Source organism: Erwinia papayae, assembly GCF_058241465.1.
In genome coordinates this window covers 1,317,447-1,333,238 of sequence record NZ_JBZCHT010000013.1, presented here as the reverse complement: position 1 = coordinate 1,333,238, position 15,792 = coordinate 1,317,447, and the positions used below count along the sequence as shown (strand labels likewise).

General features: G+C 52.7%; 16 protein-coding genes. 11 read left to right on the top strand and 5 right to left on the bottom strand.

All coding sequences use genetic code 11. The features are described from left to right. Positions 1 to 41: 41 nt before the first annotated feature. The gene (locus AC3RPL_RS22320; RefSeq protein WP_490741567.1) at positions 42 to 602 is read right to left on the bottom strand and encodes a hypothetical protein; all 561 of its coding nucleotides are present in this window, start codon (positions 600 to 602) and stop codon (positions 42 to 44) included. Then, entirely contained in the window at positions 544 to 927 is a 384-nt protein-coding gene (locus tag AC3RPL_RS22315; RefSeq protein WP_490741566.1) for a hypothetical protein, read from the bottom strand. Before AC3RPL_RS22315 ends, AC3RPL_RS22320 begins: the two co-directional genes overlap by 59 nt. Positions 928 to 1,113: 186 nt before the next feature. On the opposite strand from AC3RPL_RS22315, the gene AC3RPL_RS22310 reads away from it, so the two are divergent. Further along, a complete protein-coding gene (locus tag AC3RPL_RS22310; protein ID WP_490741565.1) occupies positions 1,114 to 1,617 on the top strand; it encodes a GNAT family N-acetyltransferase in 504 nt (167 codons plus the stop codon). Between the two features lie 14 nt (positions 1,618 to 1,631). Here AC3RPL_RS22310 and miaE read toward each other — a convergent pair whose 3' ends face one another. Both miaE and rraB read right to left on the bottom strand, forming a co-directional pair. Next, complete coding sequence (miaE, locus tag AC3RPL_RS22305) at positions 1,632 to 2,402, bottom strand: tRNA isopentenyl-2-thiomethyl-A-37 hydroxylase MiaE (protein WP_490741564.1); 771 nt, start codon at positions 2,400 to 2,402, stop codon at positions 1,632 to 1,634. Between the two features lie 116 nt (positions 2,403 to 2,518). Beyond that, the gene (rraB, locus tag AC3RPL_RS22300; RefSeq protein ID WP_034936825.1) at positions 2,519 to 2,935 is read right to left on the bottom strand and encodes a ribonuclease E inhibitor RraB; all 417 of its coding nucleotides are present in this window, start codon (positions 2,933 to 2,935) and stop codon (positions 2,519 to 2,521) included. A gap of 158 nt (positions 2,936 to 3,093) precedes the next feature. Between rraB and argF (AC3RPL_RS22295) the strand changes: the two genes are divergently transcribed. Next, positions 3,094 to 4,104, top strand: coding sequence for an ornithine carbamoyltransferase (gene argF / locus AC3RPL_RS22295; protein WP_490741563.1), 1,011 nt, complete (start codon positions 3,094 to 3,096; stop codon positions 4,102 to 4,104). 59 nt (positions 4,105 to 4,163) lie between these two features. Here argF (AC3RPL_RS22295) and AC3RPL_RS22290 read toward each other — a convergent pair whose 3' ends face one another. After that, positions 4,164 to 5,597, bottom strand: a complete 1,434-nt coding sequence (locus AC3RPL_RS22290; RefSeq protein ID WP_490741562.1) for an alpha,alpha-trehalose-phosphate synthase (UDP-forming) — start codon at positions 5,595 to 5,597, stop codon at positions 4,164 to 4,166. Positions 5,598 to 5,894: 297 nt separating this feature from the next. On the opposite strand from AC3RPL_RS22290, the gene kup reads away from it, so the two are divergent. The 9 genes from kup (at position 5,895) to ridA (ending at position 15,776) form a co-directional block, all read left to right on the top strand. Further along, a complete protein-coding gene (gene kup / locus AC3RPL_RS22285) occupies positions 5,895 to 7,760 on the top strand; it encodes a low affinity potassium transporter Kup (protein ID WP_490741561.1) in 1,866 nt (621 codons plus the stop codon). A 648-nt stretch (positions 7,761 to 8,408) separates the two neighbouring features. After that, a complete protein-coding gene (gene arcA / locus AC3RPL_RS22280; RefSeq protein WP_490741560.1) occupies positions 8,409 to 9,629 on the top strand; it encodes an arginine deiminase in 1,221 nt (406 codons plus the stop codon). 15 nt (positions 9,630 to 9,644) lie between these two features. Continuing rightward, the gene (arcC, locus tag AC3RPL_RS22275; RefSeq protein WP_490741559.1) at positions 9,645 to 10,568 is read left to right on the top strand and encodes a carbamate kinase; all 924 of its coding nucleotides are present in this window, start codon (positions 9,645 to 9,647) and stop codon (positions 10,566 to 10,568) included. 14 nt (positions 10,569 to 10,582) lie between these two features. Further along, positions 10,583 to 11,587: an ornithine carbamoyltransferase gene (gene argF / locus AC3RPL_RS22270; RefSeq protein ID WP_490741558.1), complete on the top strand. Its 1,005-nt coding sequence runs from the start codon at positions 10,583 to 10,585 to the stop codon at positions 11,585 to 11,587. A gap of 59 nt (positions 11,588 to 11,646) precedes the next feature. Then, positions 11,647 to 13,053 carry a YfcC family protein gene (locus AC3RPL_RS22265; RefSeq protein ID WP_490741557.1) on the top strand — a complete coding sequence of 469 codons (1,407 nt, stop codon included), beginning with the start codon at positions 11,647 to 11,649 and terminating at the stop codon, positions 13,051 to 13,053. Between the two features lie 72 nt (positions 13,054 to 13,125). After that, entirely contained in the window at positions 13,126 to 13,659 is a 534-nt protein-coding gene (locus AC3RPL_RS22260) for an arginine repressor (protein ID WP_490741556.1), read from the top strand. Positions 13,660 to 13,866: 207 nt separating this feature from the next. Then, on the top strand, positions 13,867 to 14,802 hold the full coding sequence (pyrB, locus tag AC3RPL_RS22255) for an aspartate carbamoyltransferase (RefSeq protein ID WP_034936810.1): 936 nt from the start codon (positions 13,867 to 13,869) through the stop codon (positions 14,800 to 14,802). 9 nt (positions 14,803 to 14,811) lie between these two features. After that, entirely contained in the window at positions 14,812 to 15,276 is a 465-nt protein-coding gene (gene pyrI, locus AC3RPL_RS22250) for an aspartate carbamoyltransferase regulatory subunit (RefSeq protein ID WP_034936808.1), read from the top strand. A 113-nt stretch (positions 15,277 to 15,389) separates the two neighbouring features. Next, positions 15,390 to 15,776, top strand: a complete 387-nt coding sequence (gene ridA, locus AC3RPL_RS22245; protein WP_261643880.1) for a 2-iminobutanoate/2-iminopropanoate deaminase — start codon at positions 15,390 to 15,392, stop codon at positions 15,774 to 15,776. The last annotated feature ends 16 nt before the right edge of the window (positions 15,777 to 15,792 follow it).

Here is a 15,792-nt window from a genome sequence, read left to right as displayed (position 1 = left end):
GCCCGTTGAGCTTACTCAACGGGCTTTTTTTATCGGCCCGGTTAGTATGTACTGTGCTGTGCCTGACGGCTGCTGGTGCTGACCGGTTTGAATATACTGGCTATCCTTCCCCATATTCTCGCAATAACAGGCAGACAACCTTTTGTTGATTTGCCTGAGCTTTTTTTGCGCACATCTGGCGTATTCCGCATGCCGGCAATCCCTGATCGTTTATTTTTGTTTTCGCCTGGTTTTGGCTCTGTCAGGCGGTCCTCATTACGGAGAGGGGTAAAATATATTTTTGTTAAATTCGGGCCTGACAACAATATAATCCTTATTTCTGGAGGCCTCAATATCAAAAAATGAAGGTGCTTTGTTAATATCCAACATGCCCATACTTCAATGACTTCACCCTCATTTCCGCCCGGGGATGTTAACTGCTGAGGCGTTCTCAGCGCATATTTTCTGGCATATCCCAAATTCCCTGAAACATAAAACCCCTCACCATTAACATTATTTTTAAGTTGCTGCTCACCCGGTTCATAATCATCCCTGAGCCCTTCATTAATAATGACGTTGTGCCATCTTTTTCCTGGTGCCGTGCCCTCCAGGAAACTGGGCAACTTTTATATTTTTCGTATCTGAGCCATTTATCCCTCTTTCACTGACCACACACTTAAACTTTGGAATAAAATATTTTTCAGCCTTTTTTTCTTGCTTTAACTCTTTTTCAGAGCATTGCCCTAGTGCACTTTCTGCACTCTGAAAAATGTTATAGTCAATTATTTTACTATTTATTCCAATACCTGAAACTTTCACTGCACTGGATAAGTATTTTCTCACCGGATTATGGATTAGCCTTGCATTTTCGCCCTCTTTTTTACTGATATGATTAATATCATTCATATAACTCCCGGTTTGCTCACCACTCACTTTAATTGCCGTCATTTATTTCCTGGATAATAAAACTGATGACACTGTATCACGGCATTAAATCAGTGGATTTCAAAATTCATTTTTTCAGAGCGAACAGGGCAGCGTTTCCACAGAGAAATTTATATTCTGGTGATAATTGCAACTTCATTGACCAGATGTTATTACATCTGCCATGCAATCAGACAGTGACAGATTATTATGACTCCGATCCCTTCAGCGAAAACAGAGATTCGCCTTATACAACCCGCCGACGATTGCCATATTGCCCGCGTCATTCGCGATGTTTCGGCCGAGTTTGGTCTTACCGCTGACAAAGGCTTTACCGTGGCCGATCCTGACCTTGATCGCTTGTTCGAACTCTACAGTGCCCCTGACAGCGCTTACTGGGTTATTGAGCACGATGGCGTCGTCGTCGGTGGTGGCGGCGTGGCTCCGCTGCTGTGCAGTGAGGCTGACGTCTGTGAACTGCAAAAAATGTACTTTATGCCGGTAATACGCGGAATGGGTATCGCCAGGAATCTGGCTGTGCAGGCGATGGCGTTTGCCCGCCAGCGGGGCTATAAACGCTGCTACCTGGAAACCACAGCCTCCCTGACGCGAGCAATCCGCCTGTATGAGCATCTTGGCTTTGAACATATCGACGCGCCGATGGGCTGCACCGGACACGTCGATTGCGAAGTACGGATGTTGCGACGGTTATAACCACAGCAGACAGACTACTGCAAGCACCAGGCGGGCACACCGCTGTGAAAACGCAGCTCGTTATCTGGATCGTTAATCAGCCTGGCTTCCGTCTCACCAATCTTTCTTATCCGCTGAGAAAGATCGCCACCAGCAATCTGCGCCGCCAGCGCCAGATAATCCTGATAATGGCGCGCTTCGGAGCGCAACAGCGAAATATAAAAAGCCGCCAGCTCGTTATCCAGATACGGAGCAAGGCTGGCAAACCGCTCACAGGATCGTGCTTCAATGTAAGCACCGCAAATCAGCTTATCCACCAGCGTTTGCGGCTCATGCGTGGTGACTTCTGCCAGCAGGCCTCTGGCATAACGACTGGCGGTGATTTTGACATAGGGAATACTTCTCGCCTGCATAATCTCCATGACCTGATAAAAGTGATGCAATTCCTCTTTTATCAGCAGCACCATTTTGTCCACCAGCGCATCGCCATAGCTGATTTCAGTGCGACTGACGATCATTTTTGACAAGCTTTTGTGCTCCGCAAGAAAAGCCAGATCGGCATCGCGGCTGTGAACAAACTGCTCCCAGGGTTTAAGCCAGGCAAGCAGTGCATTACCGCTTTCCTCATCGGCAACGTATTTGCGGATCAGCCACATTGCGGTCTGTGCTGCTTTCAGTTCACAAACCAGATGATCGGTTAATAACAGTGGGAGATTTTCCGGCTTACGTGCCTCATCAATCCACGCCTGGGGCGTGCGGCACAGTAAAAAGGCGTGGACAGGAGCCAGCAGGCGATCGGTATTCATGCGCTCAACGATTCCGTTGCAAATGCGGGATTAACAGGTCTGTTCAGCAGCCGGGACAGACTTTGTCCCGGCACGAGGGGGAAAACGGACATTTTCCTGGTTGATCTTGTCCTGACTCAGTGACGAACCCCGTTGTCATCCTCATCTTCCGGAAAGTCGTCCTCTTCATCTTCGGCATCCGGGTCTTCGAAGTAGGTTCCCCAGCCGTCGTAATCAACATTAAATTTACTTACCAGACTGACTAACTGTTCAACCTGTGCGTCAATCAACTCTGCCTTCAGCGCCGATTCGCTCAGGATATCGCAGCACATCACTTTGCTGCCGTCTTCCAGCTCCAGCTCTTCCGGCTCCGTCACTTCATAGCCCAGTTTAAATGCTTCCACCGCCGCTTTCTCCAGCGCATCGAAGCTGGGACAGGAGAAGTGATGTTCGATGGTGTAGAGCGCATCCGGGTCACTGCCATCTTCCAGCAGCTCTTCAATAATCAGTCGCGTCTCTTCCTGCTGCTCTTCCAGCAATGCTTTATTTGCCATGATCCGTTCCTCAGTATGTGGCATCTCATGCAAGTATTTTCCCACAGTGCCCTTCGCGCCACTACCTTTATCCAAAAGTTTCTGTAACGCAGGGTTGAAAATGCATATTCATACGGTTAAATTGAATTTAAATTCACAAAATCTTACCGGAGCACTTCATGAGTCAGTTCTGTCAACGCCATTTTCTCAGGCTGCTGGATTTCACCCCCGCGGAAATCACCGCCCTGCTGGCACTGGCCGCCACGCTGAAAACAGAGAAGAAAAAAGGTCAGGAAACACAATACCTGAAAGGTAAAAACATCGCGCTCATCTTCGAAAAAGACTCGACCCGTACCCGTTGCTCTTTCGAAGTTGCCGCTTACGATCAGGGTGCCAACGTGACTTATCTTGGCCCGAGCGGCAGCCAGATTGGACATAAAGAGTCCATGAAAGACACCGCCCGCGTGCTGGGCCGGATGTACGATGGTATTCAGTATCGCGGTCATGGTCAGGAGCTGGTTGAATCGCTGGCACAACATGCGGGCGTGCCGGTGTGGAATGGCCTGACCAATGAATTTCATCCTACCCAGTTGCTGGCCGATTTGCTGACCATGCAGGAACACCTGCCCGGAAAAGCTTTCAACGAAATGGTCTTTGCCTATGCAGGGGACGCCCATAACAACATGGGTAATACCATGCTGGAAGCCGCTGCCCTGATGGGATTTGATCTGCGCCTGGTGGCGCCAAAAGGCTGCTGGCCGGATGCCAGCCTGGTGGCTGAATGTCGCAAGGCGGCAGAGAAAACCGGCGGTAAAATCACCCTGACCGAGGATATTGCCGAAGGCGTGAACGGCGCAGATTTTATCTATACCGATGTGTGGGTGTCGATGGGCGAACCGAAAGAGGTCTGGCAGGAGCGTATTGCCCTGTTACGGCCCTATCAGGTAAACAGCGCAATGCTGGCGCTGACCGGCAATCCCCAGGTGAAATTCCTTCACTGCCTGCCGGCTTTCCACGACGACCAGACCACGCTGGGCCAGCAGATGGCAGAGCAGTACGATTTGCACGGCGGGATGGAAGTCACGGATGACGTGTTTGAATCTGCCCACAGCGTGGTGTTCGACCAGGCGGAAAACCGTCTGCACACCATTAAAGCCGTAATGGTGGCCACGCTCTCCGGCCAGCATTAATCCTCGCCTGTGCCCCCTGGTATCGACCTGCCGGTTTCCCGGCAGGTGACGGGCGGTGGCTAATATCTGATACGGTGCGTAAAGCAGGAGGAGAGCGCCATTCCTCCGCTCAGTGGCACCGCCGCCTCGCTTTCAATAGTCTCCAGGGCGGTAAGAAAAGATGCAGCCCACCAGTGGCAGTCCCAACGCTTAATACCTGCCATCAGCCGGGCATGCATTTTTTTACGTTCGCTGAGCGATAAATGCAGCGCGGTGTGAATCGCGTCGGCAATGGCGTCAGGATCGTAAGGATTAACGATAATGGCACCGTCCATATGCTCTGATGCCCCGGCAAACTGCGACAGTATCAGCACGCCCGGGTTGGCCGGATCCTGTAGCGCAACATACATTTTTGCCATCAGGCTCATCCCGGCGATTAACGGCGTCACCACCGCCACCCTTGAAGCACGATAGATACCGGCCTGTTCTTCGCGGCTGTACTGTCGGGTGAGAAAGTTCACCGGATACCAGTCCAGCGTGCCTTTCACCCCATTGAGCTCACCGCACAGCGTTTCCAGCTCATGGCTCATTTCCGCAGCCCGATGAGAATACCCCGCCGACGGAGAGGCCAGCTGAAGCAGCATAATGTTGCCCACGTACTCCTGATGTCGCCGCAGCAGGACCTCCATCGCGCTGATGCGATAAGGAAGCCCGGCGCTGTCATCAAGATGGCCTCCGCTGAGCACGGTATTTTCCGGCAGGGTTTTCCGGCACTCCTGCTCCGTCACCGTGCAGCCAGCGGTATGGCTGAGTGAATCGACATCGTCCAGGTCGATGCCCACCGGAAAAACGCCGGTGGTGATGATCCGGCCAAAGATACGAAAACAGGTGGCGCCCAGCCGCTCGGTACGAAATTCGCTCTCGACCCACAGTAGAAAATTTTTCATATCCTGTAAGGTCTGAAAACCTATCACATCGCAGCACAGCAGTGACTCAGCCAGCCAGCGCCAGTCCGGAATGGCTTCAAATCCCTGACCGGCAGGAAATGGCTGATGAAAGAAAAATCCCGTCCGGTTAGTCAGACCGGCATGACGAATAAGCTGAATGCAGGGGATCAGGTGGTAATCCTGCACCCAGATAACATCATCAGGCATGGCGTATTCAGCTATCGCCAGGGCATAAGCTTCGTTGAGTTTTCGGTATTGTGTCAGACCAGGCTGGCTGAAGCGTGCCAGGTCCGGACGCTGATGAAATACGGGCCATAGTCCTTTATGGACATAACTCATATAACCCTCCTGCAATTCCGCCTGACTGAGAGGAAAGGTCAGTGAGTCATAATCCTGACCACTGCTGAAGGTAAATTCTCGCGGCGTATCAGATGACACCTCTGCGGTTTTGCCATCCCAACCAATCCATAAACTCAAACCATAACGACGGCTCAGTATGCTTTTATACAGGGCTGAAAGCGTGGAGGGATGAGACATATTATGAGAAACCAGAATCAAACCTGACATAACCTTTTCCTGATAACGCCTTCCCTGCCGGATGCAGAGAAACGGGTTGTAGTGGTACTGCTGACGCGGTTCATTAAACGGCTTCGGATATAAAAAAAGCGTAAAAATATCAAGCGGGGAAGTAAAAAAACTGCTTAATAATGTTATCGTTCTGAAAGTAACTGGCACGGTAAATGTTGCAGACTTGCGATTTGGCATTAACTTTAAACCGACAGACACGCATGCCCTGTACTGCCCGCGCTGGTTTTTTTTGGGCTGTTCTGGCTCACGATAACTCACGGATAAAACGCATCTCTTATGACTTCAAAAAAACAGTCGCTTCCTGTAGCCATGCTGGCCGCAGCGGGCATCGTGTTTGGTGACATTGGCACCAGTCCGCTCTATACGCTGAAGGAGTGTCTTTCGATTCTGCCAGCCGGTGGCGTAACAGAAACGGCGATAATGGGCTTTCTTTCTCTGATTTTCTGGGGACTGACGCTGATCGTTACGGTCAAGTATGTCTGTTTTGTGATGCGGGCTGATATCGATGGCGAAGGCGGTATCCTGACCCTGATGTCGCTGGCGCGTCAAAGCGTCAAAGGGCGCGCCGTCCATCTGGTGGTGCTGGCCGGACTGACCGGCGGCGCTTTCTTTTATGGCGACGGCGTGATCACCCCGGCAATTTCGGTGATGTCCGCTATTGAGGGGATCGAAGTGGTCGCCCCGGCGCTGGACCGCTTTATTGTGCCACTTTCCGTGGTTATTCTCGCGCTGCTGTTCATTATTCAGAAGCACGGCACCGAGCGGGTCAGCCGCGTTTTCGGACCGGTGATGCTGGTATGGTTCGTCACGCTGGCGGTACTGGGGATAAGAGGGATCATGATGAATCCGGGCGTGCTGCATGCGCTGAATCCGGCCTTTGCGCTGGAGTTTCTGCTCAGTCATAAAGCACTCTCCTTTGCCGCGCTGGGGATGGTCGTGCTGGCCGTTACCGGAGCTGAAGCGCTGTACGCCGACATGGGGCATCTGGGGAAAACGCCCATCAGAATGGCGTGGCTGGTTATCGCCATGCCCTCGCTGATACTGAATTATTTTGGTCAGGGAGCCCTGGTACTCGCCACGCCGGATGCGGTTAAAAATCCCTTTTATCTGCTGGCACCCGGCTGGGCGCAAATCCCGCTTATTGTGCTCTCCACGCTGGCAACAGTGATAGCCGCGCAGTCGATTATCACCGGCGTTTACACCCTCACCCACCAGGCGATACGGCAGGGTTTTCTGCCGCCGATGCGCATCGTTTACACCTCGTCCACCGAATCCGGCCAGATTTATATCCCGGTGGTTAACTGGCTGTTGTTTGTCGCCGTCACGCTGATCATTTTTGCTTTCGAAAGCTCCTCGGCGCTCTCTGCGGCTTACGGCATTGTGGTCACCGGAACGATGGTACTGACCGCATTCCTGACCGGCATTGTGGCGTTCAGAAACTGGAAGTGGCCCCTGCCCGTGGCGCTCCTTTTCCTGCTCTGTATGCTGGTTATCGATGTCACGCTGTTCGGTGCGAACCTGATTAAACTCCTTTCAGGTGGCTGGGTGCCGGTGATGCTGGCAATGGTGATGCTGGTGCTGATGTTGATCTGGAGCAGTGAGCGCTCACGGCTTATCCGCCGTCTCAGTGACGATCCTGAAGGCCTCAGAGCAATGATTAACTCACTGGAAGCCTCGCCGCCAAAACGGGTGGAAGGCACCGCTATTTTTCTGACCAAAAAAGTCAGTGAGATCCCGCAGGCGCTGTTGCATAACCTGAAACACAATCGGGTCATGCACGAACGCATCGTCCTGTTGCATATCCGCACCACCGACAAACCGAGGGAATACAATCAGAACCGTATCGCTCTGCAACAACTCTCACCAACTTTCTGGCAGGTGACCGCCTCCTACGGCTGGCATGAGGTGCCTGCCATGCAGGAGATCCTCCACCTTTGTGGGCTACAGGGATTTGGTTGCACGGTGAATGAAGCCTCATTTTTCACTTCTCACGATACGCTGGTAATGAAAAAGCGCCGGGGCCTGTCACGGCTTAAGGGCGGAATTTTCCATTTCTTCCAGCACAACGCGCTGCGGGCACATGAGCAGTTTATGATCCCGCCTAATCGGGTCATTGAGCTGGGCGGTCAGAAAGAGTTCTGATGCTAACGGTCCGGTTGCCTGATGCCAGCCGGACCGTAGAAGGGATATTGACCGGCAAACCTGCCGTTTTTCAGCGAGATTCATAATTATTCTGTTTTTAATCCGGATGGCAAAAAAAATCAAAAATAGTTATTCATCATTAATACATACCCTCAGCAACCCCCTTTCAACCCGCTTATTTAATTTCATGATTTACAGAAACAAAAAATAAAAACCTCAGTTTGATCACGAAAATAAAACCCGGCAAAAAAGCAGACAAAAGAATAAATATCTTAGCTTTATAAAATAATCTGAAATAAAAATTCACCCTGATAAAACCATCAATCAAAGCCCGCCATAAAAGCAATATAAAACAGCAGGATAATAATTATTACTTTCTTTTATTGTCAGCATCGGAAAAGTATCTTGAAAAATAAATCATCTTAACGAGTTAAATATTCACTTCAATTAAAAAGAAAATAATAAAAACAATGACCATCATCAATTCAGGGTTGGTTTAATAAACCCCTGTTTTTTTATGTGACATATTTCACGTTCAATATTCGGATGAAAATTATTATTCCTGCGCAAACACAATGCTAATGGCGTGCTCTTAATCAAAAGATTGAGTCACGGTGAGCGATTAATGCTTAAAGCAGGTAATTCAATATGAAAAAACATTTTGTTGGCTCAGAAATAGGCCAGCTTCGTTCAGTGTTACTGCATCGGCCCCATTTAAGCCTGAAAAGGCTGACGCCTTCCAACTGCCAGTCTCTGCTGTTTGACGATGTGTTATCGGTAGAAAAGGCCGGGGAAGAGCACGACATATTTTCACAAACGCTACGGCAGCAGGGCGTTGAAGTTTTGTTGTTAACCGATTTGCTGTCCGAAACCCTGGCTAACGCGGAGGCAAAAAGCTGGCTACTCGACCAACAGGTTTCTGATTATACCCTTGGCCCCTCTTTTGCTGCCGATATCCGTGGCTGGCTGGCGGGAGTCGCTGACAGTCAGCTGGCCCACTATCTTTCCGGCGGCCTGACCTATGATGAAATCCCCCCGGCATTCAGCAATATGGCGATTGATCTGCACGCGCCGGATGATTTCATTATGGCACCGCTGCCCAATCATCTGTTCACCCGCGACACCTCCTGCTGGATTTATAACGGCGTCTCCATTAACCCGATGGCGAAAACCGCTCGTCAGCGGGAAACCAACAATCTGCGGACCATCTACCGCTGGCATCCCGCTTTTCAGCAGGATGATTTCATTCACTATTTCAACGATGAAACCACCAACTATCAGCAGGCGACCCTGGAAGGCGGGGATGTACTGGTGCTGGGCAACGGCGCGGTGATGATTGGCATGTCGGAACGCACCACCTCCTGCGGTATTGAGTTTCTGGCCCGCTCACTGTTTCAGCATCAGCAGGCCAGCAGGGTCATCGCCATCGAGTTGCCCAGACACCGCGCCTGTATGCACCTTGATACGGTAATGACGCAACTCGACCACGATATTTTCTCTGTCTATCCGCAGGTGATTGACCGCAACACCCGCAGCTGGACGCTCACCAGCGACGGGCACGGCGGCCTGATCCGTAAAGAGGAAAGCAGCGTGATGCAGGCCATTGAGCACGCACTCAATCTCGATCATCTGCGGCTGATTACCACCGGCGGCGACCGCTTTGAAGCCGAACGTGAACAGTGGAACGATGCCAATAATGTGCTGACGGTGCGTCCGGGCGTGGTGATTGGCTATGAGCGCAATATCTGGACCAATGAGAAATATGACAAAGCAGGGGTTACCGTGCTGGCCATCCCCGGTAACGAACTGGGCAGAGGGCGCGGCGGAGCACGCTGCATGAGCTGTCCACTGGAACGCGACGGACTGTAAACAGAGGGATAAACAATGAGCAAACCATTACTGGTGGTGGCGCTGGGGGGCAATGCCTTGCTGAAACGCGGGGAACCGCTGGAAGCGGATATCCAACGTCGGAATATTGAACAGGCAGCCAGGGCAATTGCCACCCTGACTGCCGAATGGCGGATCGTTCTGGTGCACGGCAACGGGCCACAGGTCGGTCTGCTGGCCGTGCAGAACAGCAGTTGCGATCTGACGTCTCCCTGGCCACTGGACATTCTGGTGGCAGAAACCCAGGGGATGATCGGCTATCTGCTGCAACAGGCGCTGCGCAATTATCTGCCGGGAGCGCAAATCAGTACGCTGCTTACCCAGGTCGAAATTAGCCCAAACGATGCCGCATTTCGTAATCCGACCAAATACATCGGCCCGGTTTACTCGCCGCAGCAGGCACAGCAGGTAGCCGCTGAACAGGGGTGGACGATGAAAGCCGATGGTGAGTTTGTCCGTCGGGTGGTTCCCTCCCCCATGCCGGTCAGGATCGTAGAAGATCAGGCAATTCTGGCACTGACCGAACGGGGTCATCTGGTTATCTGCAACGGTGGTGGCGGTATTCCCGTAACAGGTAACTCACAGGGGCAATTCAGTGGCGTCGAGGCGGTGATTGATAAGGATCTTTCCGCCGCGCTGTTGGCGACGCAGCTTTCCGCTGACGCACTGCTGATCCTCACCGATGCGGATGCCGTCTATCTCGACTGGGGAAAACCTGACAGTCGTGCGCTGCGCCAGGTCACACCGGCCGACCTGCAGGGCATGACGTTTGACGCCGGATCGATGGGACCCAAAGTCGCCGCAGCCTGTGAATTTGTCACGCAATGCGCAGGGAGAGCCGGTATTGGCTCTCTGGCCGATGCCACCGACATTCTGAGTGGCCGTAAAGGCACGCTTATCACCAGCAGTTCAATGCATTAAAAAAAGGAACCACTATGTCTGTTTCACTGCATAACCGTCATTTTCTGAAGCTGCTGGATTTTACCCGGCAGGAGATCCAGTACCTGCTCGATCTCTCTTTCTCACTGAAAAAAGCCAAATACAGCGATAACGAGCAGCAAAAGCTGGTCGGCAAAAACATTGCGCTGATCTTCGAGAAAACCTCCACCCGCACCCGCTGTGCCTTTGAAGTCGCCGCCTTCGATCAGGGTGCGCAGGTGACTTACCTTGGCCCCAGCGGTTCACAGATTGGTCATAAAGAGTCAATGAAAGATACCGCCCGCGTGTTAGGCAGAATGTACGACGGTATTGAGTATCGTGGTTTTGGTCAGCAAATCGTGGAAGAGCTGGCCGCCTTTGCCGGTGTGCCGGTGTGGAACGGACTGACCGACGAATTCCATCCGACGCAGATCCTCGCCGATCTGATGACCATGCTGGAGCACGCACCCGGTAAACAACTGCATCAGATAGCCTTTGCTTACCTTGGCGATGCCCGCAACAACATGGGCAACTCCCTGATGGTTGGCGCGGCAAAAATGGGGATGGATATCCGTCTGGTGGCCCCCCAATCCTTCTGGCCTGATGAAGAACTGGTGGCCCGTTGTCGGCAACTGGCGAAGGAGAGCGGTGCCAGAATTGTGCTGACCGAGGATGTGGAAGAAGGCGTTGCCGGGGTCGATTTCCTCTATACCGATGTCTGGGTGTCAATGGGAGAAAGCAAGGACGCCTGGGCTGAGCGTGTGGCGCTGATGAAGCCCTATCAGGTCAACCAGGCGGTGCTGAAAGCCACGCAAAATCCCCAGGTAAAATTTATGCATTGCCTGCCAGCCTTTCATAACGAGCACACCCGGACCGGACGTGAAATCGAAATAGCCTATGGGCTGAAAGGCCTTGAAGTCACCGACGAGGTGTTCGAATCCCCGCATTCGATTGTCTTTGATGAGGCAGAAAACCGTATGCACACCATTAAGGCAGTGATGGTCGCCACCCTGGGTGTGTAAAAGAGGCTGCCACCCCCGGCACTGGTGGGTGGCATGTTAACGACAAAGGACGAGACGTTATGCATAAATTCAGCTTTCCTTCGGCGTATACCATTTTGCTGGTGCTGATTGTGGTGGTCGCCGGGCTGACGTGGATTATTCCTGCCGGACAGTACCAGATGGAGATGAATACCGCGCTCAATCAGGCTGTCCCCGTTGCCGGAACCTGGCACCCAACGCCGCCTCAGCCGCAAGGGCTGGTAGCCATCGTGCTGGCACCGGGTGATGGATTCTATAACCACCAGACCAACCAGGCCGGGGCGATTGATGTTGCACTGTTCATTCTGGTGATTGGCGGCTTTCTGGCAGTAGTCACTAAAACCGGGGCGATCGATGCGGGTATCGGGCGTGTGATGCTGCGCCTGCGCGGTAAAGAAGAGTGGATGATCCCGATTCTGATGGCGCTTTTTGCCGCAGGCGGCACCATTTATGGCATGACGGAAGAGTCACTGCCTTTTTATTCACTGATGGTGCCGGTGATGCTGGCTGCGGGTTTCGATGCCGTGGTGGCCGCCGCCGTGGTGATGCTGGGTGCCGGGATCGGCACCCTGGGATCGACAATCAACCCCTTCGCCACGGTGATTGCCTCTAATGCCGCAGGGATCTCCTTTACCGCCGGTACGGGGCTTAGGTTGATCATTCTGCTGGTCGGCTGGCTTATTTGCGTCAGTTGGGTGATGCGCTATGCCATTCGCGTGCGTAACTCTCCGGCCCGCTCGATCGTGGCCGATTTGCATGAGGAACACCGCGCCTTTTTTCTGCGAGGCCAGGCTGACGGTGCAATGCCAGCGTTCACCCCGCTGCGTAAAACAATCCTGCTGCTGTTTGCCATCGCCTTCGCCATTATGATCTACGGTGTCGCCGTGCAGGGATGGTGGATGGCCCAGATTTCTGGCGTGTTTCTGGTGGCAGCCATCGTTATTGGTCTGATTGCCCGGATGAGCGAAAAAGAGCTGACCAGCACCTTTATTGAAGGTGCCAGGGATCTGCTGGGCGTGGCGCTGATTATTGGTATTGCGCGCGGCATCGTGGTGGTAATGGATAACGGTATGATCACCCATACGGTGCTGCACTTTGCTGAAAAGATCGTCTCTGGCCTCTCTTCCGTGGGCTTTATCAGCGTGGTGTTTCTGCTTGAGGGCGTGTTGTCGTTTCTGGTGCCGTCATCGTCCGGCCTGGCGGTACTGACCATGCCGATTCTCGCCCCGCTGGCCGACTTTGCCAGCCTCAATCGTGACCTGGTGGTCACCGCCTATCAGTCAGCTTCCGGCCTGGTAAATCTGATTACCCCCACCTCTGCGGTGGTGATGGGCGGGCTGGCCATTGCCCGGGTGCCTTACATACGGTGGGTGAAGTGGGTAGCCCCGCTGTTATTGATCCTGCTGGTGCTGTTGCTGGCGGTGATTGGTGCCGGGGCCGCGTTATAACCTCATCATTCGACGAACTTTATTTACTGACCACGGCCTTATCCCCCACCCACCACAGCGTAGTATAAAGCGATGGTTAAAAAATCTACGGCAACACTTGAGAAAGAACAACAGCAGCTGGCGCTGTGCCGCCAGCTAATCGACAACCACCGGTTTCACAGTCAGCAGGAGATCAGGCAGGCGCTTCGCCAACACGGCTACCGTGATATCAGCCAGTCAACGGTATCAAAGCTGTTGACGCTGCTTGACGTGATAAAAATCGCCGATGCCAGAGGAGAAAAAATCTACATGCTCAATCCGGTGCTACAGGTTAAACCGGATGCCGTCAGCCCGCTGTCTGCGATGATCATCAGCGCTGACTATAACCAGCACTTCGTTATTGTGCAGGTTATTGCCGGCTATGCCCGCGCCGTAGCGAGGGTCATTGAGCAAAGCGAGTTGGCGGAGATTCTGGGGATAGTGGCAACCAATAACAGCGTCTGGATTGCCCCACGCTGCCATCAGTTAACCCGCCAGCTGCATCGTCAGATTCTGAACGTGTTGAACCCCGCCAGCCCTGAAGAGGAACGCCATTTTACCTCTGGCTGGCAGGAGATTGCGCCTTGAAGTCAGGGCTAAAGCGCGTATAATTGCGCCCGTTTGCCGGGAGGAACTATGTTGTTAAACAGTGCTGAAATGCTTGCCCAGACACGCCTTTGTACCGGCGGGCAGCACCGTTTTTCCTTACCTGGTATCGTCGATCTTAAAAAAAAGCCCCTCAGTTGAGGGGCTTTTTTTGTCCGTTGACCAGTCACGGGGCTGAGGAGAAAGAAGATGGCTAACCCGCTCTACAAGAAACATATTATCTCGATTAACGATCTTGACCGTGCAGAGCTGGAGCTGGTGCTACGCACCGCTGCCAGTCTGAAGGCCAGACCACGACCGGAGTTACTGAAGCATACCGTGGTGGCAAGCTGCTTCTTTGAAGCCTCAACCCGTACCCGCCTCTCTTTCGAAACCGCCATGCATCGTCTTGGTGCTTCCGTCGTGGGCTTTGCCGACGGCAGCAACACCTCGCTGGGTAAGAAAGGCGAAACGCTGGCCGACACTATTTCTGTTATCGGTACTTATGTCGATGCCATTGTCATGCGCCATCCGCAGGAAGGCGCTGCCAGGCTGGCGACAGAATTCTCCGCAGGAGTACCGATTCTGAATGCCGGAGATGGTGCCAACCAGCATCCCACCCAAACCCTGCTCGACCTGTTTACCATTCAGGAAACCCAGGGGCGTCTGAACAATCTGAACATCGCCATGGTTGGCGATCTGAAATATGGCCGTACCGTGCACTCTCTGGCTCAGGCACTGGCGAAGTTTGACGGTAATCGTTTTATGTTTATTGCGCCAGATGCGCTGGCGATGCCCGCCTACATCACCGATATGCTGGATGAGAAAGGCATCAGCTGGAGCCGACACGACAGCATTGAAGAGGTGATCCCCCAGGTAGACATTCTGTATATGACCCGCGTTCAGAAAGAGCGTCTTGACCCGTCAGAATATGCCAATGTTAAAGCGCAGTTTATTCTGCGTGCCGCCGACCTGGCCGGTGCCCGCGAGCAGATGAAGGTGCTGCATCCACTGCCGCGTATTGATGAAATCACGCCAGACGTTGATAAAACCCCTCATGCCTGGTATTTCCAGCAGGCGGGCAACGGTATCTACGCACGCCAGGCCCTGCTGGCTTTAGTGCTGTCCAGCGAACTGGCTCTGTAAGGAGGAATGATGTCACACGATAATAAATTGCAGGTGGAAGCGATTAAACGCGGCACGGTAATTGACCATATTCCGGCGCAAATCGGCTTTAAACTGCTGTCACTGTTTCGCCTGACCGAGACGGATCAACGTATTACCATCGGTCTGAATCTGCCCTCCGGCGAAATGGGACGCAAAGATCTGATCAAGATCGAAAATACCTTTCTGACTGACGATCAGATCAATCAGCTGGCGGTATATGCTCCCCACGCCACGGTTAATCGCATTGATAATTACGATGTGGTCGGCAAAATCGCCCCCACGTTGCCGGATAATATTGACCGCGTGCTGACCTGCCCGAACAGCAACTGTATCAGTCGTAGCGAGCCGGTAAACTCCAGCTTTGCGGTGAAAAAGCGTAATGATGACGTGCACTTAAAGTGCAAATACTGCGAGAAAGAGTTTGCTCACCATGTGGTGCTGGCGAACTGGTAATCAAGACCGGGCGGCTTATAATGGGCCGGATTCGGGGTGGATAAGAGCCTGCCTCTGCAGGCATAATCGGCATTTACTCATCCCATTCATTCCCACGTTATCATGGAGAAACTATGTCCCGCGAAATCAGCACGAAAAATGCCCCGGCTGCTATTGGTCCCTACGTTCAGGGTGTTGACCTGGGCAGCATGATTATCACCTCTGGTCAGATTCCGGTCGATCCTGTCACTGGCAACGTGGCCGATGACGTGACGGCTCAGGCTCGCCAGTCGCTCGCCAATGTTAAAGCCATTGTGGAAGCCGCAGGGCTGAAAGTGGGCGATATCGTTAAGACCACGGTTTTCGTCAAGGATTTAAACGACTTCGCCACCGTAAATGCGGCCTATGAAGCCTTCTTTACGGAACATGACGCCAGCTTCCCGGCCCGTTCCTGTGTGGAAGTGGCGCGTCTGCCAAAAGATGTCAAAATCGAAATCGAAGCTATCGCCATCCGTCGTTAAGACCCATACCTCTCCC